Annotated in this window: 27 protein-coding genes; 11 read left to right on the forward strand and 16 right to left on the reverse strand. The window is 67.3% G+C overall.

What is annotated here, in order from left to right; genetic code table 11:
- Nucleotides 1–40 precede the first annotated feature (40 nt).
- Nucleotides 41–880, reverse strand: coding sequence for an IclR family transcriptional regulator (locus tag ACQCSU_RS10810; protein WP_426975246.1), 840 nt, complete (start codon nt 878–880; stop codon nt 41–43).
- Between the two features lie 225 nt (nt 881–1,105).
- Here ACQCSU_RS10810 and ACQCSU_RS10815 point away from each other — a divergent pair, with 225 nt between their 5' ends.
- On the forward strand, nt 1,106–2,425 hold the full coding sequence (locus tag ACQCSU_RS10815; RefSeq protein WP_426975248.1) for an MFS transporter: 1,320 nt from the start codon (nt 1,106–1,108) through the stop codon (nt 2,423–2,425).
- 74 nt (nt 2,426–2,499) lie between these two features.
- On the opposite strand, the gene ACQCSU_RS10820 is transcribed toward ACQCSU_RS10815, so the two are convergent.
- Nucleotides 2,500–3,609: an ATP-dependent DNA ligase gene (locus tag ACQCSU_RS10820; RefSeq protein ID WP_426975250.1), complete on the reverse strand. Its 1,110-nt coding sequence runs from the start codon at nt 3,607–3,609 to the stop codon at nt 2,500–2,502.
- Nucleotides 3,610–3,824: 215 nt separating this feature from the next.
- Here ACQCSU_RS10820 and ACQCSU_RS10825 point away from each other — a divergent pair, with 215 nt between their 5' ends.
- Nucleotides 3,825–4,061 (forward strand): hypothetical protein, encoded by a 237-nt coding sequence (locus ACQCSU_RS10825; protein ID WP_354239040.1) that lies wholly within the window; start codon nt 3,825–3,827, stop codon nt 4,059–4,061.
- A gap of 5 nt (nt 4,062–4,066) precedes the next feature.
- Here the strand turns inward: ACQCSU_RS10825 and ACQCSU_RS10830 are convergent, their stop codons facing one another.
- From ACQCSU_RS10830 to ACQCSU_RS10855, 6 genes are all read right to left on the reverse strand, one after another.
- Nucleotides 4,067–4,354, reverse strand: coding sequence for a MoaD/ThiS family protein (locus ACQCSU_RS10830; protein WP_354239038.1), 288 nt, complete (start codon nt 4,352–4,354; stop codon nt 4,067–4,069).
- Between the two features lie 6 nt (nt 4,355–4,360).
- Nucleotides 4,361–5,506, reverse strand: coding sequence for a WD40/YVTN/BNR-like repeat-containing protein (locus ACQCSU_RS10835; protein ID WP_426975252.1), 1,146 nt, complete (start codon nt 5,504–5,506; stop codon nt 4,361–4,363).
- 60 nt (nt 5,507–5,566) lie between these two features.
- A complete protein-coding gene (locus ACQCSU_RS10840; RefSeq protein ID WP_426975253.1) occupies nt 5,567–5,767 on the reverse strand; it encodes a hypothetical protein in 201 nt (66 codons plus the stop codon).
- Nucleotides 5,768–5,855: 88 nt separating this feature from the next.
- Entirely contained in the window at nt 5,856–6,047 is a 192-nt protein-coding gene (locus ACQCSU_RS10845) for a hypothetical protein (protein WP_426975254.1), read from the reverse strand.
- A gap of 31 nt (nt 6,048–6,078) precedes the next feature.
- Nucleotides 6,079–6,438 (reverse strand): YegP family protein, encoded by a 360-nt coding sequence (locus ACQCSU_RS10850; RefSeq protein ID WP_426975255.1) that lies wholly within the window; start codon nt 6,436–6,438, stop codon nt 6,079–6,081.
- A gap of 526 nt (nt 6,439–6,964) precedes the next feature.
- A complete protein-coding gene (locus ACQCSU_RS10855) occupies nt 6,965–7,642 on the reverse strand; it encodes a Pr6Pr family membrane protein (RefSeq protein ID WP_426975256.1) in 678 nt (225 codons plus the stop codon).
- A gap of 217 nt (nt 7,643–7,859) precedes the next feature.
- Here ACQCSU_RS10855 and ACQCSU_RS10860 point away from each other — a divergent pair, with 217 nt between their 5' ends.
- The 4 genes from ACQCSU_RS10860 (at nt 7,860) to ACQCSU_RS10875 (ending at nt 11,702) form a co-directional block, all read left to right on the forward strand.
- Nucleotides 7,860–8,372, forward strand: coding sequence for a universal stress protein (locus ACQCSU_RS10860; protein ID WP_426975258.1), 513 nt, complete (start codon nt 7,860–7,862; stop codon nt 8,370–8,372).
- 282 nt (nt 8,373–8,654) lie between these two features.
- Nucleotides 8,655–8,999: a metal-sensitive transcriptional regulator gene (locus ACQCSU_RS10865; RefSeq protein WP_426975259.1), complete on the forward strand. Its 345-nt coding sequence runs from the start codon at nt 8,655–8,657 to the stop codon at nt 8,997–8,999.
- Nucleotides 9,000–9,066: 67 nt separating this feature from the next.
- Nucleotides 9,067–9,297 (forward strand): heavy-metal-associated domain-containing protein, encoded by a 231-nt coding sequence (locus ACQCSU_RS10870; protein WP_426975260.1) that lies wholly within the window; start codon nt 9,067–9,069, stop codon nt 9,295–9,297.
- A 59-nt stretch (nt 9,298–9,356) separates the two neighbouring features.
- Nucleotides 9,357–11,702 carry a heavy metal translocating P-type ATPase gene (locus ACQCSU_RS10875; protein WP_426975261.1) on the forward strand — a complete coding sequence of 782 codons (2,346 nt, stop codon included), beginning with the start codon at nt 9,357–9,359 and terminating at the stop codon, nt 11,700–11,702.
- A gap of 26 nt (nt 11,703–11,728) precedes the next feature.
- Here the strand turns inward: ACQCSU_RS10875 and ACQCSU_RS10880 are convergent, their stop codons facing one another.
- Both ACQCSU_RS10880 and ACQCSU_RS10885 read right to left on the reverse strand, forming a co-directional pair.
- Nucleotides 11,729–12,001, reverse strand: a complete 273-nt coding sequence (locus ACQCSU_RS10880; RefSeq protein WP_426975262.1) for a DUF2277 domain-containing protein — start codon at nt 11,999–12,001, stop codon at nt 11,729–11,731.
- Between the two features lie 208 nt (nt 12,002–12,209).
- Nucleotides 12,210–13,175 (reverse strand): EamA family transporter, encoded by a 966-nt coding sequence (locus ACQCSU_RS10885; RefSeq protein WP_426979763.1) that lies wholly within the window; start codon nt 13,173–13,175, stop codon nt 12,210–12,212.
- Between the two features lie 192 nt (nt 13,176–13,367).
- On the opposite strand from ACQCSU_RS10885, the gene ACQCSU_RS10890 reads away from it, so the two are divergent.
- Nucleotides 13,368–13,910 carry a CGNR zinc finger domain-containing protein gene (locus ACQCSU_RS10890; protein ID WP_426975263.1) on the forward strand — a complete coding sequence of 181 codons (543 nt, stop codon included), beginning with the start codon at nt 13,368–13,370 and terminating at the stop codon, nt 13,908–13,910.
- Nucleotides 13,911–13,948: 38 nt separating this feature from the next.
- On the opposite strand, the gene ACQCSU_RS10895 is transcribed toward ACQCSU_RS10890, so the two are convergent.
- The 3 genes from ACQCSU_RS10895 to ACQCSU_RS10905 all read right to left on the reverse strand — a co-directional run bounded on the left by ACQCSU_RS10895 (nt 13,949) and on the right by ACQCSU_RS10905 (nt 16,363).
- A complete protein-coding gene (locus tag ACQCSU_RS10895) occupies nt 13,949–14,317 on the reverse strand; it encodes a hypothetical protein (RefSeq protein WP_426975264.1) in 369 nt (122 codons plus the stop codon).
- An 84-nt stretch (nt 14,318–14,401) separates the two neighbouring features.
- On the reverse strand, nt 14,402–14,995 hold the full coding sequence (locus ACQCSU_RS10900) for a hypothetical protein (RefSeq protein WP_426975265.1): 594 nt from the start codon (nt 14,993–14,995) through the stop codon (nt 14,402–14,404).
- 9 nt (nt 14,996–15,004) lie between these two features.
- Entirely contained in the window at nt 15,005–16,363 is a 1,359-nt protein-coding gene (locus ACQCSU_RS10905; RefSeq protein ID WP_426975266.1) for an MATE family efflux transporter, read from the reverse strand.
- 143 nt (nt 16,364–16,506) lie between these two features.
- Between ACQCSU_RS10905 and ACQCSU_RS10910 the strand changes: the two genes are divergently transcribed.
- Both ACQCSU_RS10910 and ACQCSU_RS10915 read left to right on the forward strand, forming a co-directional pair.
- Entirely contained in the window at nt 16,507–16,941 is a 435-nt protein-coding gene (locus tag ACQCSU_RS10910) for a DoxX family protein (protein ID WP_426975267.1), read from the forward strand.
- 174 nt (nt 16,942–17,115) lie between these two features.
- The gene (locus ACQCSU_RS10915; RefSeq protein ID WP_426975268.1) at nt 17,116–18,090 is read left to right on the forward strand and encodes an acyl-CoA thioesterase; all 975 of its coding nucleotides are present in this window, start codon (nt 17,116–17,118) and stop codon (nt 18,088–18,090) included.
- 50 nt (nt 18,091–18,140) lie between these two features.
- On the opposite strand, the gene dnaB is transcribed toward ACQCSU_RS10915, so the two are convergent.
- Nucleotides 18,141–19,529, reverse strand: a complete 1,389-nt coding sequence (gene dnaB / locus ACQCSU_RS10920) for a replicative DNA helicase (RefSeq protein ID WP_426975269.1) — start codon at nt 19,527–19,529, stop codon at nt 18,141–18,143.
- 670 nt (nt 19,530–20,199) lie between these two features.
- On the opposite strand from dnaB, the gene ACQCSU_RS10925 reads away from it, so the two are divergent.
- Together ACQCSU_RS10925 and ACQCSU_RS10930 are read left to right on the forward strand one after the other, a co-directional pair.
- Nucleotides 20,200–20,667 (forward strand): hypothetical protein, encoded by a 468-nt coding sequence (locus ACQCSU_RS10925; protein ID WP_426975270.1) that lies wholly within the window; start codon nt 20,200–20,202, stop codon nt 20,665–20,667.
- 3 nt (nt 20,668–20,670) lie between these two features.
- The gene (locus ACQCSU_RS10930; RefSeq protein ID WP_426975271.1) at nt 20,671–21,267 is read left to right on the forward strand and encodes a hypothetical protein; all 597 of its coding nucleotides are present in this window, start codon (nt 20,671–20,673) and stop codon (nt 21,265–21,267) included.
- A gap of 60 nt (nt 21,268–21,327) precedes the next feature.
- Here ACQCSU_RS10930 and ACQCSU_RS10935 read toward each other — a convergent pair whose 3' ends face one another.
- Both ACQCSU_RS10935 and ACQCSU_RS10940 read right to left on the reverse strand, forming a co-directional pair.
- On the reverse strand, nt 21,328–21,954 hold the full coding sequence (locus ACQCSU_RS10935) for an FMN reductase (RefSeq protein ID WP_426975272.1): 627 nt from the start codon (nt 21,952–21,954) through the stop codon (nt 21,328–21,330).
- Between the two features lie 181 nt (nt 21,955–22,135).
- Nucleotides 22,136–22,996, reverse strand: coding sequence for a PhzF family phenazine biosynthesis protein (locus tag ACQCSU_RS10940; RefSeq protein WP_426975273.1), 861 nt, complete (start codon nt 22,994–22,996; stop codon nt 22,136–22,138).
- Nucleotides 22,997–23,052 lie beyond the last annotated feature (56 nt).

The raw sequence follows: 23,052 nt of genomic DNA on the forward strand, positions 1-23,052 counted from the left end.
GTTCTAGTAGCGAACAGGTGATGACGACTCATGGCCGTCCTCACCGTTGCGGAAGCCTGGCGGACAGCTCCGCCGCTGCTGACTGCAGCAGCGGCACAAGAGCCACGAGGGCCTCCATGCTCATCCGGAAGACCGGTACGGCGGTGGCCAGGGATGCAAAGGCCTGGCCCTGGGAGCTGAAGACCGGGACCGCAATGGCCCGCATGCCCAGCTCGTTCTCCTCGTCCATGGTGGCGTAGCCGCGGCGCCGGACCAGCTCGATCTCTGCCCGGAAGGCCTCACGGTCCGTGATGGAAAACTCGGTCAGCGGCGCCAGCTCCAGGCCTTCCACGAGCTCGGCGCGCGCGGCTTCATCAGCAAAGGCCACCAGCGCCTTGCCCACCGAGGTGGTGTGCAGCGCGCCGAGGTGGCCGGGATCGCTCGTGACCCGGAAGGTCTGCGGCCCGTCCACTTTGTTGACGGTGAGATGGTGGACCCCGTCGCGCACGGACAGGATGGTGGCCTCCCCCGTCTCCTGCGTGACGCGGCGCAGGATGGGCAGGGCCGTGCCGGCAAAGCCGTGGTGGTTGGAAACCCGCTGTCCGAGCTGGAAGACGCGCAGGCCCAGGTGGTAGCGGCGGCCGTCCGGTTCGTAGTCCACAAAACCGTCCCTGGTCAGGGAGCCCAGCAGGCGGTAGGTGGTGCTGAACGGCAGATCTGCCCGGCGGGACAGCTCGGCAGCGCTAGCCCCGCGGGGCTCGTCACCCAGCAGGACCAGCAGGCCCAGGGCTTTGCCCACCATGTCCGTCCGGGAGTCCTCCTTCGGAGACTTGGGGGACTTGGCTGCCGGCGTCGGAGGGGCGTCAGTCTCGGTCGATTCTGTGTCTTGGTTCACACTCATGACTCAATGCTCTCACATAGTGAGAGCTATTTCTAGATGGTGATTATTTTGCTTGACAGGTGACACCGCTCACAGCCATGATTGCTACATCGCACGAGTAGCTCCCACAATGTGGCTACTAGTCCGGGTCTTTCCACGGACCTCCGGCTACCGCACACTTGAATCATGCGGCGGCTGAGACCTTCCTGATCCATCCGCGACAATGTCGTCACACCAAAGGAACACATGAGCCAGACACTCCCGTCCACGACGCCGGGCACTGCCGCACCGGCCGGGACACCGAAAAAGGCGGCCCTCGCCAGCTTCCTGGGCAGCGCCGTCGAGTATTACGACTTCTTCATCTTCGGCTCCGCCGCCGCCCTGATCTTCCCCAAGGTTTTCTTCCCGGACGCCGACGCCAACGCGGCGATCATGTCCTTCGCAACCTTCGGCTTCGCCTACGTCGCCCGGCCGGTCGGCGCCGTCATCCTGGGCCACTTCGGTGACCGGGTGGGCCGGCGGAAGGTCCTCATGTTCACGCTGCTGCTGATGGGCGCGTCGACCTTCCTGATCGGCTGCCTGCCGGACTTCAAGACCGTCGGCTGGTGGGCCCCCGTCCTTCTGGTGCTGGCGCGTCTCTGCCAGGGTCTGTCCGCAGCCGGCGAGCAGGCCGGCGCCTCTTCCATGACGCTGGAGCATGCCCCGGATAACCGCCGCTCCTTCTTCACCTCCTGGACGCTCACGGGCACCCAGGGCGGCCAGATCCTCGCGGCCCTCGTCTTCATTCCGGTCCTGGCCCTGCCTGACGAGATCAAATACGGCATCGGCTGGCGCATCCCGTTCTGGCTCAGCGCCGTCGTCGTTGTGGTTGCGTTCTTCATCCGCCGGACGCTGCACGAGCCGCCGGCCTTCGAGGCAGCCCAAAAGTCCGCCCAGATCTCCAAGCTCCCCGTCGCCGACCTCCTCAAGGACCACTGGCGCGATGTCCTCCGCGTGGTCGCCTGCGCCTTCATCGCCGCAGTCTCCACCGTGTTCGGCACGCTCGCCATCAGCTACGCCAAGAACGTCGCCGGTGTGGACGGCGCCACCACGCTGTGGCTCGTTGTCGGCGCCAACCTGGTCGCCCTGGGCACGCAGCCGCTGTTCGGCAAGCTTGCGGACCGGATCGGCCGCAAGCCGGTGTTCATCTACGGTGCCCTGGCCAGCGCGGTCCTGACGCCGTTGTTCCTGCTGAGCCTGGAGTCCGGCAGCGTCCCGCTGATGTTCCTCGCCGCGATCGGCTTCTTCTCCTTCGGTTACGCGGCCTCCAACGCCGTCTGGCCGTCCTTCTACGCCGAAATGTTCAGCACCAGGGTCCGCTTCTCCGGCCTGGCGATCGGCACCCAGCTCGGCTTCCTGATGGCCGGCTTTGCCCCGGCGATCGTGGCAGCCATGGGCGGCATAAAGCCCGGCGGTTGGGTGCAGATCAGCATCTTCACCGCGGTCATCTGCGTCATCTCTGCCGTCTCGGCACTGACCGCCAAGGAAACGTTCAAGGTCCCCACCCAGGAACTCGGACTGCGTTAAGGCTCAACGGCAACACCTACGACGGCGGTCCGCCCCTTCCCGGGACGGGCCGCCGTCTGCGTTGGCGCGAGTGTCTAGCGGCCGCCGGTTTCCAGCACCTGGGCCAGGTCATAGGAGACCGGCTCCTCGAGCTGTTCATAGGTGCAGGAGCGCGGATCACGGTCCGGGCGCCAGCGCACGAACTGCGCCGTGTGGCGGAACCTCACGCCTTCCATGTGGTCGTATTTCACTTCCACGACGCGTTCCGGGCGGAGCGGTGTGAAGGACAGGTCCTTGCCCCCGCTCCACCGGCTGCCCTCCGCATTCCGCGGCGTCCGGGCGCCCTCCTCCTGCCGGGCCGGGGTCCACGGGTGGTCCTCGAGGCCGGTGACGAGGGGCTGGAGCTCCTCGAAGAGGTCCTTGCGGCGCTGCATCGGGAAGGCGCCCACCACACCCACATTGGCGAGGACGCCGTCGTCGTCGTAAAGGCCCAGCAGCAACGACCCGATGCGGTCCGGCCCGGACGTGTGCACCCGGTACCCGGCGAGGACGCAGTCCGCGGTGCGTTCATGCTTGATCTTGACCATGGCGCGTTTATCCGGCTGGTACGTACCGTCCAGGGCTTTGGCCACGATCCCGTCCAGGCCGGCCCCTTCAAACTGGCTGAACCACTGCCCGGCGGTCTCCCGGTCCCGGGTCGCGGGCGTCAGATGGATGGGCGCGGCACTCCCGGCCAGCGCCCGTTCCAGCGCGCCGCGCCGCTCGGAAAAGGGCCGCGCGGAGAAGTCCTCCTCAGCCAGCGCCAGCAGATCAAACGCCACAAAACTCGCCGGAATCTCCTCGGCCAGCAGCCGCACCCTGCTCGCGGCCGGATGGATGCGCTGCTGGAGCGCATCGAAGTCGAGCCGGTCCCCGGAAGCGCCCACCAGGATGATTTCACCGTCGACCACACAGCGCGGCGGCAGGTTCGCCTTGAGCGCTTCAACCAGCTCCGGGAAGTAACGGGTCAGGGGTTTACCGTTGCGGCTGCCGATCTCCACCTCCTCACCGTCGCGGAAGATGATGGACCGGAAACCGTCCCACTTCGGCTCAAAACTCCACCCCGGCCCGGAGTCCCCGGAGCCCGAGTCCCCGGTTCCCCCGGGGAGCGCACTCGCGGCCTTCGCCAGCATCGGCGCGATCGGGGGCATCAGGGGCAGTCGCATAGGCCCCATTCTTACCCGGCGGTCCGCTCGCCGCCAGCCCCCGCCGGCAGGTATTCCTCGACACACCCCTGAGGACAGTTTTGCCGGGCGGGCACCCAAACCTTACCCAGAGCTTACGCACCGCTTACCGGGCCGAAACGCCGCCGCAACATAGGCACGTCACACTGGAAGTGCCGGCAAGAGCAGGCACCAGCTCCAGTCCAGGAGGCCCCGCCATGTTGAAGGAAGCCAAAGCCCATGTGACCCGCGTCCGCGCCGTGGATCAGCTGCACCGCGGCGACGAGATCGAGGCCCGCCTGCGGATCGGCCCGAACTACGACGACGTCGTGATCCGCCGCGGCAGCGTGCAAGAAACCGCGCCAGGAATCGGCGTCGTCTGGATCATGGACCGGCAGTCCGGCACACGCAAGGCCATCAACACTGACGAGTGCAGCCTCTGGCGGGTCGCCTGAGACCGCTAGCCTCCCGCGACCGACTGGATGATCAGCAGTTCCTGGCCCGGGGAGACCTCGGTGGCCAGGCCCTGCAGCCGGCGGATCTCATTCCCGTTGACGTAGATATTCACGTAGCGCCGGACCGCCCCGGTTTCATCCCGCAAACGCCTGGAAAGCGCCGGGTAGCCCCCGGTCACCGAGTCCAGCACCGCCGCAACAGTCACCGCCGCGCCGGCGGGCGCAGTCAGGACGGACTGCCCGCCGGCGAGCGGCTGGAGCACGCTGGGAAGCAGGACGCTGATCTCAGTCATGGACGCTCAGGCGTTCACGGCGACGCCGGGCGCGGCAACGGGTACGGGTGCGGAGGACACGGCCGCGGCCCGCACGCACAGCACGTCCGGCAGGTGGGAGGCCACTTCGGTGAAGTGTTCGCCCTCGTCGGCGCTGGCGTAGACGCTCCCGCCGCGTGTCCCGAAGTACACGCCGGCCGGCTCCGCCGCATCGACGCACGCGGCGTCCCGGAGCACGGCGTTGAACTCAGCCCGCGGAAGGCCGGAGTCGAGCCGTTTCCAGCTCGCGCCGGCGTCGTCGGTCCGGTGGACGGCAAGTTTGCCTTCCGGCGGGATCCTTTCACCGTCAGCTTTCAGCGGGATCACCCAGGCGGTGCCTGCCCGGCGCGGATGGGTGAGCATCACGAAGCCGAAGTCCGCCGGCAGCCCTTCAGCGATCGACTGCCAGTGCTCGGCGTCGTCGTCGCTGCGGTAGACGCCGTGGTGGTTCTGCGCGTAGAGGCGGCCGTCGACGGCGGCGTCGGCCGCAATCTTGTGGACGCACTGGCCGAATTCCGGGTTGGGATCGGGCATGAAGTACGCCGAAATCCCCTTGTTCCGGGGCTCCCAGGAGGTGCCGCCGTCGAGCGAGCGGTAGACCCCGCCGGTGCTCATGGCAACATGGACCTTCTCTCCCGTGGGGTCGACGACGATCGAATGCGCCGCGGCGCCGCCATACCCGGCTCCCCATTCGGTGCGGTGCGGGTGGTCCCAGAGTCCCCGGTTCAGCTCGAAGTGTTCGCCGCCATCGGTGGACTTCCAGACGGAGATCGGCTCGCAGCCGGCCCAGACGACGCCGGGGCGGGACTCGGCGTCCGGGTGGATCTGCCAGACGCGTTCGAGGGCGGCATCGGTGTCTTCGGGGAAACGGATGGCGCCCTGCTCCGGCTCGCTCCACGTCCCGCCCAGGTCATCGGAGTGAAAAACGGTAGGACCCCAGTGTTCCGACCTGACGCCGACCAGGATCCGGGTCCGGCCGTCGCGCGTGTCGATGCCGATGCTGGGGATCTCGCTCATCAGGAAATGCGGACCGGACAGGGACCAGTCCTTGCGGTCGGGACTGGTCGCGAGCCAGAGCCCTTTTTTCGTGCCGATCGCCAGGACATAACTCTCTTCGGTAGCCATGCCCCCCATGCAACCACTCCGGCCGGGCGGCCGCAATGGTTATTTCCACTCAACGGACGACGCCGGAAATCAGTCCACGAATTCGGACTGGGTCTCGATGAAGTCCCAGTCGGCGGCGGTGAGCACGGCCGCCACATTGTCGGGGTGGGGGCCGCCGGCCTCCGCGATGCCCTGCAGCACCGGTAAGGGCACTTCGGCGGCGCGCAGGTTTTCCCGCAGCCACTCCTTGCTCGCCAGATCCAGATCCAGCCACCACATGAAGATTTCCACCGCGGTCACCCTTTCCCTATTTCTTCAACCGTAGGCCCCGTAGCGAAGGTGTTCAAGAGCCACTCAACCACGCCGGGCACGCCGCAGGTCAATGGTGCGCAGACCCCACGAAGTCCAAGGCCTCACGGGCCAGGGCCAGCCATGACTCCTCATCGTCGGCCGTGACGGTGAGCCACTCCTTCATCGCACGGCCCTTTCCGGCGTCGAACGGAGTGCCGGCTCCGGCCCCGATCAGCGTGTCGACCCGATCATGGGGCAGCTTAACAACAAGCCTGCCCAATCTATTCCTACGGCTCCCATGCGCGCGGTGTTCAGGCAACCTTGTTTGATCTGGCGGCGGAAACGCGCCGGCGAGCGACGGCGGGCTGGCATGTTGCGGGCGAGTGGGTTCCCGCCGTGGGCTGCGGCAGGTCGGAGAAATGGCTAACTGCGGGCGCCGGGGTGGTGTCGAGGGCAGGAGGCCATGTTGATGATCCGCTGGCGGGGACTTCGGGGCAGAGATCGGTGATGAGGCCCAGCCCGGCATACTCGCGCACCGCGCTGATGCCGGAGACAGCAGCCGACTTATCCGAAAACGGCCTGGAGATGGCTACCACGGTTCCGTCGGGGGCTTTCAGCCTGAATCTGAAATACATGTCCTCGTCGGTGAAGAGTTCAAATTTACCGGTCATTGTTATCCTCCTGAACGCGGGTACAAGGCCGCCTTCGACATTCTCTCGTCGGGTCCTGGATGCGGCACTGCATCCAGGTTTTTCCGATTTGCAAAGGACCATTTCTTCATTTGATATATGAAGCGCGCCAATTGAAACGTGAAGCGCGCCACAAGGCGCCCTCACCAACATACGCGGAAAGACCGTCTGCTGGCGAGTCCACCAACGGTCGCCGGGAGCGGATTCGGCCCGCTTGGCCGTTCGATTTCGGGCTTTGCACGGTCATCAACGGGAATCCCCCGCCTGCCGTGCCTGACCTCAGGAAAGCTGCCGTGCATTGGGCAACCTCGTTCGCCTGTCTTTACTTCCGTGGCATGTGGAATGCTTCAGCCATGCCGTTCGACGTCGAATACGAGAGGCACTGACCGGCCCACCTCCAGCGGGACATCGGCTCGCCAGGAACGACACCCGGTCCGTGTCGGGTCGGGTCCTGAGAGACAAAAGAGACCCGGCGGAAGCAGCCGGGTCTCTTCTGAATGACCGGTCCTTAGATGGTGCTGGCGTCGACTTGAAGGGGTGCCTCGGTGGCGCCGGAGGTGACTCCGGCAGGTCTCGGGGCGATGTGAAGTCGCGTGGAGAACGCCGCGATGAGGGCGAAGAGGAAGGCTCCTGCCGCGATGGCCAGCGCCATGGCGGCGACGGTTCCGTAGCCGCTGACCCGGGGGTCCAGGAACGGGTAGGGGTACCAGTCGACGATGGGACCGCGGATCAGGCTGTAGATCAGGTAAAGGAGGGGGAACGCGAGCCAGATCAGCGAGGTGCGGACAGGGACCCTGGCTTTGGGCAGGTCAACAAGCCAGTCGATCACCATGATCGTCGGGATGGTGTAGTGCAGCACGACGTTGATCCAGGGGATTGGAGTGTTGACGTCGATGTTGCTCAGCAGAAGGTTGTAAACGATCCCGGTGATGGTCATGTAGATGGTCGCGGCTCCGCGCAGGAGTTCAAGCCAGCGGGGGCTTTCGCCTTTCCACGCGTACCGGCCGGCGATCGCCAGGGCGATGACGGCGATGATGTTTGATTCGATGGTGAAGTAGCTGAAGAAGTTCCCTGCGGAGGCGCCGGGAACGTTCTGGAGCAGGTGTGTCAGCTGGAAAAGTATGGCCAGGAATCCGAGCAGGGCAAACCAGTACCTGAAGAGCGCGAGCCCTCGATTGGGTGTCATATAGGGATCCTATGGGGCCAGGAACGTCGGGGCCGTGAGGTTGGCGGTGTCGGCGCCGGGTCAGCGCGCAGGAGGGGCGCCGACTTACATGGAGGTATCGGGTCAGCTTGCCCGCAGCATGGTCGTGGGAGCTTCGCGGTTCAACCCGGAGCTTGTCGCGAGAAGGTCCGGGGAGTAGGGCCCTGTTCAGGCCGGCGTGCCGGGGCAACAATTGAGTATGTCCGACGAGCCCTTCACCGGTCCCGCGCCCCTCCTGCTCGGCGTCCTGCCGGGACAGTACCCGGAAGTGCTGCAGACCGCCGCGTCGCTGGCGGACGCTCTTTCCGCGCCCCTGATCTGCGCTTACGTGGACGAGGCAAGCTACCTGGTGGAGTGGGATCCGGCACGGTCGGCGCACCGCTTGTCCCTGCACCCGGACGTGGACGACGCCGAAATCCGGGCCGTGACCCAGGAGCTGCGGTCCGTCGTCGGCGCAGCCTGCGACAAGCTCGGGGTCAACTGGGCCCTGCGGACCCTCGCCGGCGACCCGGCCCGGGCGCTCGGCCGGCTGGCGGCGGAGGCCGGCGCGGCAATGATCATCGTGGGCACCCCCGAACGCGGGCTGGGGCACCGCCTTTCCGCCGCGCTCAACGGTTCGGTGGCCGCGTGGCTGAGCCACCATCAGGAGCATCCGATCCTGATCGTCCCGGCCCCCGTCGCGAAGCCTGGCCGCCCGCCTCGCGGCTCCTGACGGGCCCCTTGGAACTTCCCGTGGACCGCAGTCTGCGGTGAAAACTGCCCCGGGAAAGTAAAGCGAAAGTAGTTATCCGGGGTGCTGGCTTTCTTTGACTACCGCCGAGTAAGCTTGATGTCGTAGCCCGATGGAGGGTCTACCCCATAGCTGCTCCGGAGTGCGTATCCCCCAATAACGCACTCCGGAGCTCTTTAACGCCCGGGCAGGTTCCGCAGCCCGGACCGCCGATACCCCCACCGGGTACTTGCGCCATACCCCTAGGGGGTATACCTTAGCCTTATGAACGAGTCCGAGATCCCTGTCCTGGCAACTGCCGATGCGGAACACCAGCAGCACGGCTACACCTCCAACAAGGACGCCTACCTCCGGCGGCTCAAGCGGATCGAAGGCCAGGTGCGCGGCATCGCCCGGATGGTCGACGAGGACAAGTACTGCATCGACATCCTCACCCAGGTTGCCGCCGTCACCAAGGCCCTGCACGCCGTCAGCCTGGGACTGGTCGAAGAACACATCGGCCACTGCGTCGTCGGTGCGGCGTCCGAGCCGGATCCGGATCTTCGGGCGGAAGCCATCGACTTCAAGGTCAAGGAGGCCACCGATGCCATCGGGCGCCTGCTGCGGTAGCGGCAACACCACTCACCACACCATCGGTCTGCTGCAACCACCAGCAGTCCACCAAAAGGAGCCAGCCATGAGCACCGTTTCCACCACCGTCAGCGTTTCCGGCATGACCTGCGGCCACTGCGTGTCCTCCGTCAGCGAAGAGCTCGAGGCGCTGACCGGCGTCGAGAAGGTCGACGTCGACCTCAACGCCGGCGGCGTCTCCACCGTCATCATCACCTCCACCGCGGCGCTGTCCGCCTCCGAGATCGGCGAGGCCGTTGCCGAGGCGGGCTACATGGTGGTGGCCAACGAAGCCTGAACAGCACCCCGCCACCGGCCGGAACTCCACCGGGCACGCCACCAGGACAAGGAAAAACCGTGAATAACGAGCAACTGCTGGACCAACCCGGAGGCCGGGTGATCGAACTCGATATCGAAGGCATGACCTGCGCGTCCTGCGTCAGCAGGGTCGAACGCAAGCTCGGAAAGCTCGACGGCGTCGAAGCCTCGGTCAACCTTCCCCTGGAGTCCGCCCACGTCACGGTCCCCGCCGGCGTCACCGACGAACAAATCACGGCCACAGTAGCCGCCGCCGGCTACAAGGCCACAGTCCGCCCGAGCCGCAACCCCGCCCCGGAAACCGAGCCCGGCGAAACACGCGCCAGCACCGGGGCGTCCAGCGCCTCAAGCACCGGCGGAGACCACCTGGCCCACGGCGGGACCGCAGCCAAGCTCCGCCCGCGGCTCCTCGTCGCCGCCGTCCTCAGCATCCCGGTCTTCCTGATGTCGATGTTCCCGGCGTTCCAGTTCGCGAACTGGGGCTGGGCCGCCGGTGCCCTCGCCCTGCCGGTGGTCAGCTGGGCCGCGTGGCCGTTCCACCGGGCCGCCGCCGTCAACGCCCGGCACTTTGCGTCTACGATGGACACCTTGGTGTCCATCGGTGTGACCGCCGCGTACATCTTTTCGGCCTGGCAGCTGCTCGCGGACCCGCGGATGACCGACCACCTGCCAGGTATCGCCAGTATGGAGATGGGTCCAGGCGGGCTGTACTTCGAGGTCGCATCCGTTGTCACCACGTTCCTGCTGCTGGGCCGCTATCTGGAGGCCAACGCCAAGAGCAAGGCCGGCGACGCCCTGAAGGCCCTGCTGAACCTGGGCGCGAAGGATGCCACGGTCCTCCGCGACGGCAGCGAACACAAGATCCCCGCGGACCAACTTGAGGTGGGCGACGTGATCGTGGTCCGCCCCGGCGAGAAGATCGCCACCGACGGCGTCGTCGTCGATGGCTCCTCCGCCGTGGACGCCTCCCTCGTGACCGGCGAATCGGTACCGGTGGAGGTCGGCCCGGACAGCCTCGTCACCGGCGCCACCATCAACACCTCCGGCCGGATCCTGGTCCGCGCCACCCGGGTCGGCTCGGAGACAACCCTGGCCCAGATGGGCCGGCTGGTCTCCCAGGCACAGACCGGGAAGGCTCCGATCGCGCGCCTCGCGGACCGCATCAGCTCCGTGTTCGTGCCTGTCGTCCTGGCCATCGCCGCCATCACCTTCGCCGCATGGCTGCTCAGCGCCGGACCGGCCATCAGCGACGCCGAGCTCCGCGCCGCTTTCACGGCAGCTGTTGCCGTACTGGTCATCGCCTGCCCCTGCGCCCTGGGCCTCGCCACGCCCGTCGGACTCCTCACGGGCACCGGCCGGGGCGCCCAGCTGGGGATCCTCATCAAGGGTCCGCAGGTTCTGGAGGACACGCGGACCGTGGACACCATCGTGCTGGACAAGACCGGCACCGTGACCACCGGCCGCCTCGCCGTGGACCGCACCAGGTCGTTTGCCCCCTTCAGCCAGGCCGACGTCCTGCGCCTGGCCGGGGCCGTCGAGGCCGCGTCCGAACACCCCATCGCCCGTGCTATTGCGGCAGCGGCGCTTTCGGCGGAGCGGCAGAATGACGCCGCCGACGGCGGCCGGCTGCCCGCCGTCGTCGGCTTCCAATCCGCCCCGGGCGGCGGTGTCCAGGGCACCGTCAACGGTCGGCTGATCACCGCCGGCCGGACGGGCTGGCTGCAGGAAAACGGGGTCACCATCACGCCCGGGCAGCAGGACCTCCTCCGCGAGGCCGAGGAATCCGGCGCCACCGCCATCTGGCTCGCCGTGGACGGCGAAGCGGCCGGCATCATCAGCCTGCGCGATACGCTCCGGCACGGTTCCGCGGCGGCGATCGCCAGGCTCCGGGAACTCGGGCTGCGGCCGATCCTGCTGACCGGAGACAACGCCGCGGTGGCTGCCCAGGTGGCGGCCGCCGTCGGGATCAGCCCGGAAGACGTCTTTGCGGGCGTGCTTCCGGAAGGCAAGGTCGAGGCGGTGCGGAAGCTGCAGGCAGGAGGCGCCACCGTGGCCATGGCCGGAGACGGCGTGAACGACGCCGCGGCGTTGGCACAGGCGGACCTGGGCATCGCGATGGGCTCGGGCACCGACGTCGCCATCGAGGCCGCCGACCTCACCGTCATGGGCAACGAACTCGGGCAGGTGGCCCAGGCCATCGAGCTGTCCCGGCGGACCCTGGCCACCATCAAGACCAACCTCTTCTGGGCCTTCTTCTACAACGCCGTCGGCATCCCGGTGGCTGCCCTGGGCCTGCTCAACCCGATGATCGCAGGCGCCGCGATGGCCGCCAGCTCCGTGCTGGTGGTGGCCAACTCATTGCGGCTGCGCAGCTTCGGCAGGTAGGTCGGACTTCGCGCCGGCGCCCTCCCTCAGGCCGCGCCGAAACGGACGGCAGCCCTGGCCTTCGCCTTGGCGGCTTCCTCCGCGCGGTCCTTTGCCGGGGCGTGGGTCACCAGGGAGTCGAGCAGGTGCTGCGTGGCGTGGGCAATCTCATGCACAGCCCGATTGAAGGCCTCTTCGTTGGCCTTGGACGGCGTGGTGCTGCCGCTGATCTTGCGCACGTATTGCAGTGCGGCAGCCTCCACCTCGGCGCTGGTGGCGTGGGGTTCAAAATTGTGGAGGGTCCGGATATTTCGGCACATATCTCCATGCTAGGTGCCTTCGCGCCCGGGATCGAGGGCCCTGAGTGCGAATGGCACTGCCCCAGAGGAACCGGAACCAAACCCGTTGCCCTATCAGTTGTGGTTGCTTCCGGGCCCTGATAGGGACCGCAACTGATAGGGCATCGGGGTGGGGATGGGAGGGGTGCCCATCGACAGGTTTCGGCGGGGCCGTTCGTTTAAGTGCCGCTTAGGGAACCGGTTCGACGTCGTTCGCGTGGACCAGCGCCGCCGGCAGCGCAGCCGCACCGGCGATGGGCGGGGTCTTGAGCTCGTCCAGCCTGACCAGCAGCACGCCGCCGACAATCAGCAGCCCGCCCAGGAGCTGGATGGGTCCGGGCAGTTCGCCGAGCAACAGCCACGCCCAGATGACGGCGAACAGCACCTCCGTGAGCGAGACAAAAGACGCCACCTTGGATCCGAGCGCCCGCGCGGCGACTATGCCCGCGACATAGGCCAGAACGGTGGCCATCAACACGAGGCCGCCCAGCGCCACCCACCAGGGGGTGACCCAGGGGCCCAGCCGGGTGTCGGCGGTGCTGAAAGCCATCGGCAGCAGGCCGGTTGCCGCGGCGAGCCACATGACAACTGCACCCACCATGAGCCCGCCGGAGGCCAGGACAATGGGCGGCAGGGTGTCGTTCTCCTTGGCCGTGATGAAGAAGTAGATGGCCAGGCAGACGGCGGCCGCCATCCCCCACAGCACGCCGATGAGGTCGATTTTGACGGCTCCGGTGAGATCCAGGACCAGGGCCAGGCCACCCAGGGACAGCAGCGTACCGGCGATGGTCAGCGGGCTCGGCCGTTTCCGGCTGGCAGCCCAGAGCCAGAGCACAATGAGCACGGGGGCCAGGTATTCCAGCAGCAGGGCGACGCCGACCGAGAGCCGTGCCACCGCATTGAAGTAGAACAGCTGGCAGGCGGCGACGCCGATGAGGCCGAACAGCACTATGGTCAGCCAGTTGTCCCGGAGCTGGTGCCAGCGTCCGCGGAGGGCGGGAATGGCGGGGATTGCCAGGATCAGCGCCGCCCCCGTGAGGCGGGCCGTGACCGCGGCGCCGGGGGTCCAGCCCGTTTCCAGGAGCGCCTTTGCGAACGATCCGGAGAGTCCGAACACGGCAGAGGAAAACAGGGCAACTCCCAGTCCCGAGGCCATGAACCCTGAAGCTGCGCCGGTCGCCAGCTGGCCGCTTTTTCCGGGAGTGCGCGTTCCGGCGCCGTGGATATCCGCGGGATTCTGGACCGGTGCATCGGCGGAGCGGCGTGCGGCAGACACGGGCTGCCTCCTGTCAGGAGTAAAGTAGGGTTATGGTCATGACAGTACGCCAAGCGGCCGTAAGGAGTCAAGATGGTTTTTGCCCCTGACACGGAGGTTGCGCTGCGTTCCGTGGTCGACCTCATCAACACCTGCGCCAACGGCGACGAGCAGCTGGCCACGCCTGCGGACCTGGACCGCTTCCTGGCAGCCGAGGGCTTCACGGGCTCCCGGACCCGGGACGCCGCCGAACTGGCCAGTGTGCACCGGCTCCGCGGGGAACTCGCCGAGCTCTGGCTCGCCGGCGAGTCCGCGGCCGTGGAGACGCTGAACAGGCTCCTGCGGGAGGCCCGGGCGCTCCCCCAGCTGGTCAGGCACGATGAGTGGGACTGGCACCTTCACGCCACCACGCCGGAGGCTCCGCTGGCGGACCGGATGAGCACAGAGGCCGCGATGGCCCTGGTCGACGTGATCCGCAGCAAGGAGATGGACCGGCTGCTGGTCTGCGCCGCCGAGGACTGCGACGCCGTCGTTCTGGATCTCAGCCGGAACCGCTCAAAGCGGTACTGCGACACCGGAAACTGTGCCAACAGGGCGCATGTGGCCGCCTACCGGGCGCGCAAAGCAGCATCCTGAACCTCGACCGGCTCAGGACGCCAGGCGTGACGGGCTTGCTAGCGGGGGTCGTCCCGGGGCGTGCCGCCGGAGATTTCGTCCGGGTCGTCGGAACCCGGCTGTGCACGGTAGCCGCCGTGGCCGGAAGCGGACTTCCTGGAGCTGAGGTTCACGCCGGATCCCTTGCCGAGGTCCTCGGCATTCTCCTTGTGGCTCATCGAAAGCATGGCGGCCAGGACCAGGGTGACGATGAAGGCGATGCCTGCGCCCGTGAAGGCCAGATCAAACCGGGGTGTTTTGGCGCTGCCGCCGGAGGCGAAGATCAGGACGGCGAAGAAGGCCAGCACTGCCCAGAATGTGGAGAACATGAGGGGTCCCTTGACCGAGGTCCGCAGGCTGCGCGGTTCGCCGGATTTCTGCTGTGCCAAGGTGCTTTCCTCCTGCTGCCGACGCGGGCCGGCGTGGCAGTTTTGATACCGCAATTGTTCTACGCAGGGTAGAACCTGTCCGTACTAGTTTACGGCCTCCGTGGAATCGCCCCGCGCATCGTGCCGCAGCGTCAGGCCGGCCAGCATCCACAGCACGCCGCTGATGATGGCTCCGCCGCCGGCGACGCCCAGGAGCGCGTGTGGTCCCAGCTCGATGAAGAAGGGAAGTGCCGCCGCCGTGCCGAGCCCGATCACGCCGGAGGCGATCCAGTCCCGGGCCAGCGCTGTGTGGCCCCGCCCGGTGAGGCCGAGGTAGAGTTCCGCGGCGCCGGCCAGACCGAGCCCGAGCGTCGCGATGACTGCGAACACGAGGCTGCCGGAGATCAGCCCGACGGCGGCGCCGGTTCCGGCCAGCACCGACCCCGCGGCGGAAAGGACCTTGCCGGAGCCGGCGCCGCCCCGGAATTCCGTCTTCTTGACGCTCCAGATCAGCACCGCTCCGGTGGCCAGCAGGTAGAGTCCGCCGGCCCAGCCCATTCCGGCGTCGGAGGGGGAGGTCCAGAAGACGGTCAGCGCACCGAAGCCGAGCGCGACGGCGGCCCGGACAAGCACCGGCTTCCAGAGGTCCGCGGCGGCGGGCAGGGCGGTGGACGCGTCAGGGCTTGCGGGGAGAGTCACGCATCCAGTTTAGTGCGAAGCGCCGAGCACCATCCACCGGTCCGTCCGCGCGCGCAGGCCCAGCGTGAGCGCCCGGGCCAGCATGTAGCCCAGCGAGAACGCCGCCCACAGCCAGAGCAGCCCCGCTCCGCCGTCGGCCCCGGACAACCGGACCGCGAACAAGAGCGGCAGGTAGAGGGCCAGATTCACGACGCCGGCGATCGCCAGGTATTTCGCGTCCCCCGCCCCGATCAGCACCCCGTCCAGCACGAAGACGTAGCCGGCGACGGGCTGGCCGGCCGCCAGCACCCACAGGGCGAGCGTGAGCGCGGCCTGGACGCCCGGGTCGGAGGTGAACAGCAGGCCCGCCCAGGGGGCGGCGGCGGCCAGCAGGACGCCGGTGAGCACCCCGAAGCCGAGTCCCCAGCGGACCATGGTGCGGGTGAGTTCGCGCGCCGCGGCAGGATGGGCCGCGCCAAGCTCCTTGCCGATCAGGGCCTGCGCCGCGATGGCCAGGGCGTCCAGGGCGAACGCCAGGAAGGTGAAGACCGTCATCGCAAGCTGGTGGGCAGCCAGATTGACCGGCCCCTGGGCTGTGGCCACCACGACGGTGGCCAGGATCGCGATGCGCAGGCTCAGCGTCCGCAGCATCAGCCACGAGCCCACCTTGGTCATGGCACGGATGCCGCGCCAGTCCGGCAGCAGCGGCACGCCGTGGCTACGGGCGTTGCGCCGGACCATTAGCACGTAGACCAGCGCCATGGCCCACTGCGCAATACTGGTGCCGATCGCGGAGCCGGCGACGGAGAGCTGCAGCCCGTAGACCAGGAAGAGATTCAGACCGATGTTCAGCGTGAACCCGGCGGCGGCGACCGCGAGCGGGGTCCGGGTGTCCTGCAGCCCCCGGAGGACTCCGGTGCCCGCGAAGATCAGCAGCATCGCGACGAGTCCGGGCACCGACCAGCGCAGGTAGTCCACGGCGAAGGTCAGCACCTCGCCGCGGGCCCCCATCAGCTTCAGGAGCGGGCCGGCGGCAAGGAATCCGGCCAGGGCGAGGATGCTCCCGAGTAGCAGGGCCAGCCAGACGCCGTCGCGCCCGGCCGCGAGGGCCTCGGGCAGCTGGCCGTTACCGATCGCCCGCGCCACGGCCGGAGTGGTCGAGTAGGCAAGGAAGACCATCAGGCCCACCGCCGTATGCAGCACCGCGGAGGCCAGCCCGACGCCGGCGAGCTGGGCCACGCCGAGGTGTCCGACAATCGCCGAATCCGCGAGCAGGAACAACGGCTCGGCGATCAGGGCCCCGAAGGCCGGGACGGCAAGGCGGAGGATTTCCCGTCGCCGGAAGGCCGGAGACGGCAGCGTGGCGGGAGATGGGGACGAGGCGTACACGGAACAACCCTAACGGGACGCTTGCATCACACCGGTCGACATTTAGTTGACTTTTCAACTAAATGTTGCGAGACTTGAAGTTGAACCTTCAACTGATGTGTGGACGGCAACGCCCGCCCACCCCGACACGAAACGGCACCCACATGAACCAGCCCGCCCTCACCACCTCGGCCCGCACGATCCTGCGCATCGTCACCGGCTTCCTTTTCGCCGCCCACGGCTGGCAGAAATTCAATGAATTCACAATCGCCGGCACTCAGGCTGCCTTCACCCAGATGGGTGTTCCGGCCGCGGAACTGGCCGCGCCCGTTGTCGCCACCCTTGAACTGGCCGGCGGCGTCGCGCTGATCCTGGGCGTGCTGACCCGCATCTTCGCCGTCCTCCTGGCGGCGGACGTGCTGGGTGCGCTGTTCCTGGTCCACGCCCCGGCGGGAGTCTTTGCCGCCAACGGCGGCTACGAGCTGGTGCTGCTGCTGGCTGCCGCCGCACTGGCCGTGGCCCTCGTCGGTGCGGGCAAAGTTTCCGTGGACAAGGTGCTGTTCGGCCGCCGCGGCTCAAAGCTCAGCGTCCTCGCCTAGAGAATCTCCGCAAAGAATCTTTGCGCCATCAGGCATGCGACGGCGGGCGGTCACCTCAGGTGGCCGCCCGCCGTCGTTCCTGCCCCTTTTATGGCGTCCCGGACTTATGGCGTCCCGGACGGCGTTTGTGTCGGCGCCCGCGACGGTTCCGCAGCCTGTCAGTAAACTCACAGCATGAGTGAGACTGCCGCCAATTCCGTGACCCTGCGCTTCCTTGCAGCCCCCACCGACGTGGGCCACAGCGGCTCGGTCGACGCCGGCACCGTGCTGGAGTGGGTGGACAAGGCGGCCTATGCCGCCGCCGTCGGCTGGTCGAAGTCCTATTGCGTGACGGCGTATGTGGGTAACATCCATTTCGCAGATCCGGTCAACAGCGGCGACATGGTGGAAGTGGAGGCCACCATCGTCTACACGGGGCGCTCCTCCATGCACATCCGCACCGTCGTGTCCTCGGGCGACCCGAAGGGCGGGGCCGCGACGATGCGCAGCCAGTGCATGGTGATCTTTGTGGCAGTGGGCGTGGACGGCAAACCCATACCGGTGCCGCAGTTTGAACCGGTGACGGCGGAACAGATCGAGCAGCGCGACCACGCGCTGGCGCGGATCAAGGTCCGCGAGGACATCGTCCGGGCCATGAGCGCCCAGGAATATACCGACGCCGGCACCGCCGAACGCGTGGTCCTGCGGTTCATGGCCGCCCCCACGGATGTGAACTGGGGCGGCAAGGTGCATGGCGGGATCGTCATGAAGTGGATCGACGAGGCGGCCTACGTCTGCGCCTCCCGCTACTGCGGGAAGGACACGGTGGCCGTCTTTTCCGGCGGCGTGCGGTTTTACCGGCCGCTGCTGATCGGCCACGTGGTGGAGGTGGAGGCCCGGCTGGTCTACACCGGCACCAAGGGCATGCACATCGCCGTTCATGTCCGCTCGGGGGATCCCAGGGGACGCGAACTGAACCTCACGACCTACTGCCTGACCGTGATGGTGGCCCGCGACGAGCACGGCACCTCGGTCCCGATCCCGCAATGGGTGCCGGTGTCCGAGGAAGACAAGCGGCTGCACGCCCACGCCCGCGAGCTGCTGGAGATCCGGGGGATGGCACCTGGAAACCGGCTGCCCAACCATCTGCTCCCGGCCGGCGGCCTGTAGCGGCCCAACGCTGGCCTTCTACCCCCGGGCGGCCTGCCGCTGGAGGCCGGCTAGAATCCGCCTCCAGCGCCTCCGGCGTCGGCCGCCATGTTCGCAAACCGCGAGTAGTGGCCCTGGAACGCCACCACAATGTCCTTGGTCGGGCCGTTACGGTGCTTGGCGATGAGGATGTCCGCTTCACCGGCGCGTGGGGATTCCTTGTCGTAGACGTCCTCGCGGTGCAGCAGGATGACCATGTCGGCGTCCTGCTCGATGGAACCGGACTCACGGAGGTCAGAGACCATGGGGCGCTTGTCCTGGCGCTGCTCGGAGCCACGGTTCAGCTGCGAGAGCGCAATCACGGGCACCTGCAGTTCCTTGGCGAGCAGCTTCAGCGCACGCGAGAACTCGGAGACCTCCTGCTGGCGCGACTCCACTTTCTTGCCCGAGCTCATGAGCTGCAGGTAGTCGAGGATCACGAGTTTGAGGTCATGCTGCTGCTTCAGACGCCGGCATTTGGCGCGGATTTCCATCAGCGACATGTTGGGGCTGTCATCGATGAACAGCGGGGCATCGTTCATCCGTCCCATGGTCGTGGCGATCTTGGACCATTGCTCGTCCTTGATGGTCCCCTTGCGGAGGTCTTGAAGGCCGATTGTGGCCTCAGCCGACAGCAGGCGCATGGCGATCTCGTTCCGGCCCATTTCCAGGGAGAACATAACGGTGGCGAGGTTGTTCTTGATGGCGGCGGAACGGGCGAAGTCCAGCGCGAAGGTGGACTTACCCACGGCCGGGCGGGCCGCGATGACGATCATCTGGCCCGGGTGCAGGCCGTGGGTCAGTTCGTCCAGCTCGTAGAAGCCGGTGGGCACGCCGGTCAGTCCTTCTCCGCGGTGGCCTGAGGCCTCGATCTCGTCGACCGTGGATTCCATGACGTCCTTGAGGACGACGTAGTCCTCGGCGGTGCGGCGTTCGGCGACGGCATAGATCTCGGCTTGCGCCTGGTTCACCAGGTCCTCGACCTCGCCGTCCGCGCCGTAGCCGAGCTGGACGATCTTGGTGCCCGCATTGACCAGGCGGCGCAGGACCGCGCGTTCGGCGACGATCTCGGCGTAATAGCCTGCGTTGGCCGCGGTCGGGACGGTCTGGATCAGCTCGTGCAGGTAGGCGGGACCGCCGATGCGGTTGATCTCTCCGCGCTTCGTCAGCTCATCAGAGACGGTGACGGCGTCGGCGGGTTCGCCGCGGCCGTAGAGGTCGATGACGGCCTCGTAAATCGTCTCGTGCGCGGGGCGGTAGAAATCCTGGCCACGCAGGATTTCGACGACGTCGGCAATGGCATCCTTGGACAGCATCATGCCACCCAGGACGGACTGCTCCGCGGGTATGTCCTGCGGCGGCTTGCGGCTTCCTTCGGATCCCCGCGTGCCCTCGACTGAGTCCAGATGCGTAACTGACAAAACTGCCGTCCTCCATTGTGTGCCGCGGCGGATATCCGTTCGCCGGCGACGCGTAAGCCATGTGCCTTGATGCCCACATGCTTTAACTGCTCGCGACGTCAACTGCTTGTGGCGTCCATCCCGGCGTATGCCGATTGGTTTAGTCCTATCAGCCGGCTCCGACAGTTTGCCTGCCGTCCTGCGCTGCCGTTATCCACAGCGTCGATGCCGGCGGGGCGCCGTTCTGAATTTGCGGAAGGCGTCGTTCGGCGATCATCCGATTTCCGTATCCACGGCTCCATGTCCCGCTACGTTATCCCCCCATCGGGCAGGCACCAACCCGGCAGGACGGCGCCCCTGTGGATAAGCTGTGCACTACCGTCCCCTGCTTGTGCACAGCCTGTGGGAACAGCTGTGGATAGAAAATTTGTTGCCTCGGTAATGTGCCGCTGACCTGCGGAAACACAGGGTTCACCTTGTGGACACAAAACTAATTTCCGCAAGCTTCATCCACAGCTTGCACTCTGTGGCTGGGGATACACCGCGGGGCGGGTGCCACATTTGGGGCAAAATAGTCGCATTTCGTGAGGGGCATCACGGCGTCGACAGGATATTGACGCCTTAATCGGCCCACCGTCTGCGTCGTGCGGAATATGCTGTGGATAACCGCAATCTGGCATAAGCTCTAAGCATGGGCGATGTATTGCTGGTCATACTGCCTGCCCTCATCCTGGCGGCAGTCCTCTGGGCGTTCGTTACGGCCCTCAAACCACGGGATTTCGGCATGTCGGACGCGGAGCGATATCAGCTCGAGCTGTCCGTCCGCTCCCAGGCGCACTACGCGGCGCAGGTCCAGGCCGCCACCGCGGCGCGGGCACGGGTTAACGCCGTCACCCGGCCCAGCCAGAACGAACAGCAGCAGTCCCAGCAGGCCGACCACGCCCGCGCAGCCCTGCGCGCCCAGTCCGGCTCCGCGCCGGCCGTGGGACAGCCCGGCTACCAAGGGTCCGTGTTGCCGGGCGGACAGCTGAATCCCCAGTTCGCCCTCCAGCTGCAGTCGCTGGCCCGGAACGGCAAGAAGATCCAGGCCATCAGGCTGCTGCGCCAGGCAACCCATTCAGATCCCTTGACCGCCAAGAATTATGTAGATCGGCTGTAGTACATGGAATCCCTGATCATCCCCATTCTGATTCTGGCAATCGTCGGGGCCAGCGTGTTGCTGATAGCCCGCGCGCTCGCCCGGCGCGGGGCCGGGGCCCAGGCCCGGCCCGGGTCGGCCGCACCGCAGCCCGGTCGCGATCCCGTCGAGCGCGATCCCGTCGAGCTGGCCCGCACGGCGGCGGCCAAGCTGAGCCAGGAACAGCACCGCCGCCTGTACGCGCTGATCGCGCAGGGTCAGGCGATGGCTGCTATCAAGCTCTACTTCGACAGCACCGGCGATGGCCTGCGGGCCTCCCGCGACGCCGTCGGGGCGCTTGCAGCCCACCCCCAGCCGTTCCGGCCGGCACCCGCGCAGCAAGCCCCCCGGGACGAGGAAGACGACACACCGCAGCGTTTCCCGTACCGCTACCGGGCGATCGCCAGCAAGGGCGACGTGACCCGCGAGGTCAGCAGCAACATGCTCAACGATGAGATCTACGGCAGGATCCGCACGCTCGCCAAGAGCGGCGACGCCGAAGCGGCAGCGACCGCCCTGACCCGGCACTCGGACATCTCCATGAAGCAGGCCCGCGAATTCATCGCTCTGCTTGACGACTGACTTCCCGACGGTCCCGGCGGGCGGCCGGAATCGTTCGGGCGCCCCGCTCGGCGCCCCGGGCTACTGTCCGCGGGAAATCCCCGCGAGCAGCTGTTCGAAAGGCAGCGACTCCAGCGCCGCCGGCTTCTGCTGCGGCTGGGTGCCCTGAAGCAGACGGGCAAACTCGGCCGCTGCGCGGTCGATCCGCGCGGAGAGGGGCGAGCCGCCGTCGTCGTTGGTTCCCCAATCCTGGGGACCCGCGAAGACCGCGGTGGCGGCAACCCGGGTGCGCAGGTAGGTGAACAGCGGCCGCATGGCGAAGTCCAGCACCATCTGGTGCCGGTCCGTGCCGGCGGTGGCACCCAGCAGGACAGCCTTGCCCTCCAGCGACTTCGGGTCCAGCACGTCGATGAACGACTTGAACAGACCGCTGTAGGACGCACTGAAGACGGGGCTGACGGCAATGATGCCATCGGAGCCCTCGACGCCGGCGATCACCTCGGCCAGCCGCGGGGCCGCGTAGCTGGTCACGAAGTTGTTGGCGATGTCCACGGCGAGGTCCCGCAGTTCCACGATGTCCACAGTCACGGCGTGGCCGGACGCCGCGAGCTGCCGTTCAGCCGAGGCTGCCAGCTGGTCCGCCAGCAGACGGCTCGACGAGGGGACGCCGAGTCCGGCGGAGAGGACGGTGATGCGGCGGGTTTCCACAGAGTGCTCCTTGGGTGAGATTGGTCCGTCAGACCGTACTACATGCGTTTGCATCTACCTTTAGAAGCAGCAGGCCGCACCGTTTATTCCCGCCCTCCGTTTGCGCTATCACTTTTGGGCCCCAAGGGGACGGAATGGCAACCACAACTGATAGGGCAACGGAGCCAGCCGATCCCCTGCCTCAGAGCGTGACGCTGCCCTCGATGCAGCTCACGGAGTCTCCGCCGACCCAGATGTCGTCCCCCTCGGCATCGATGTGGACCCGGCCGGCACGGCCCAGCACGGTTCCCTGCGCCGCGACGTAGGATTCCGGTGCCCGGCCGCTGCGGATCAGCCACTGGGCGGCTCCGGCGTTGAAGCTTCCGGTGACGGGGTCCTCGGCCGCGGCGTCGCCCGGGATGAAGGTGCGGACCTCGTAGTCGACGGCGGATCCGGCGGCGTGCGGAGCAATCACCCCGACCTTGAGTCCGGCCATGGCCGCGTAGTCGGGCCTGATGGCGAGCACCTGCGCGGCCGACTCCAGCAGCACCCCGATCCAGTCGGGCCCGTTGACCAGCCAGGAAGCATCCAGCAGCGCTTCCCGCGGCATCCCCAGGCCTGCGGCGATGAGGCCGAGGTCCTCCCCTGCCACCGGGCCGGAGCGGGTCAGCGGCGGGGCCGCAAAGGCCAGCCGGCCGCCGTCGCGCTTCACCCTGACCAGACCCGCCGCACACTCCTGGACCAGCAGTCCGTCCCGTTTGGGGATGCCGCCGGCCTCAAGCCAGGCATGCGCCGAGCCAAGGGTCGGGTGGCCGGCAAAGGGGAACTCCTCGCTGCCGGTGAAGATCCGGACCCGGTAGTCAGCGTCAGGGTGCGTGGGCGGCAGCAGGAAGGTGGTCTCCGAGAGGTTGGTCCAGTTGGCGAAGTGCTGCATCCGGTCCGCCGCGAGGCCTTCGGCGTCGACCACGACGGCCAGCGGGTTGCCGAGGTAGTGCTCGGCGGAGAACACGTCCACTTGCGTGAAGGGGCGGGGGCGAGGTTCGGGGGCTGGATTCGGGGTCACCGCAGCAGGCTATCACCGGCGCGCGCCGAGGCTGACATGGCGTCCGGCGTCTGCCA

The sequence above is a fragment of the Pseudarthrobacter sp. O4 genome, assembly GCF_050157025.1.
GTDB lineage: Bacteria > Actinomycetota > Actinomycetes > Actinomycetales > Micrococcaceae > Arthrobacter.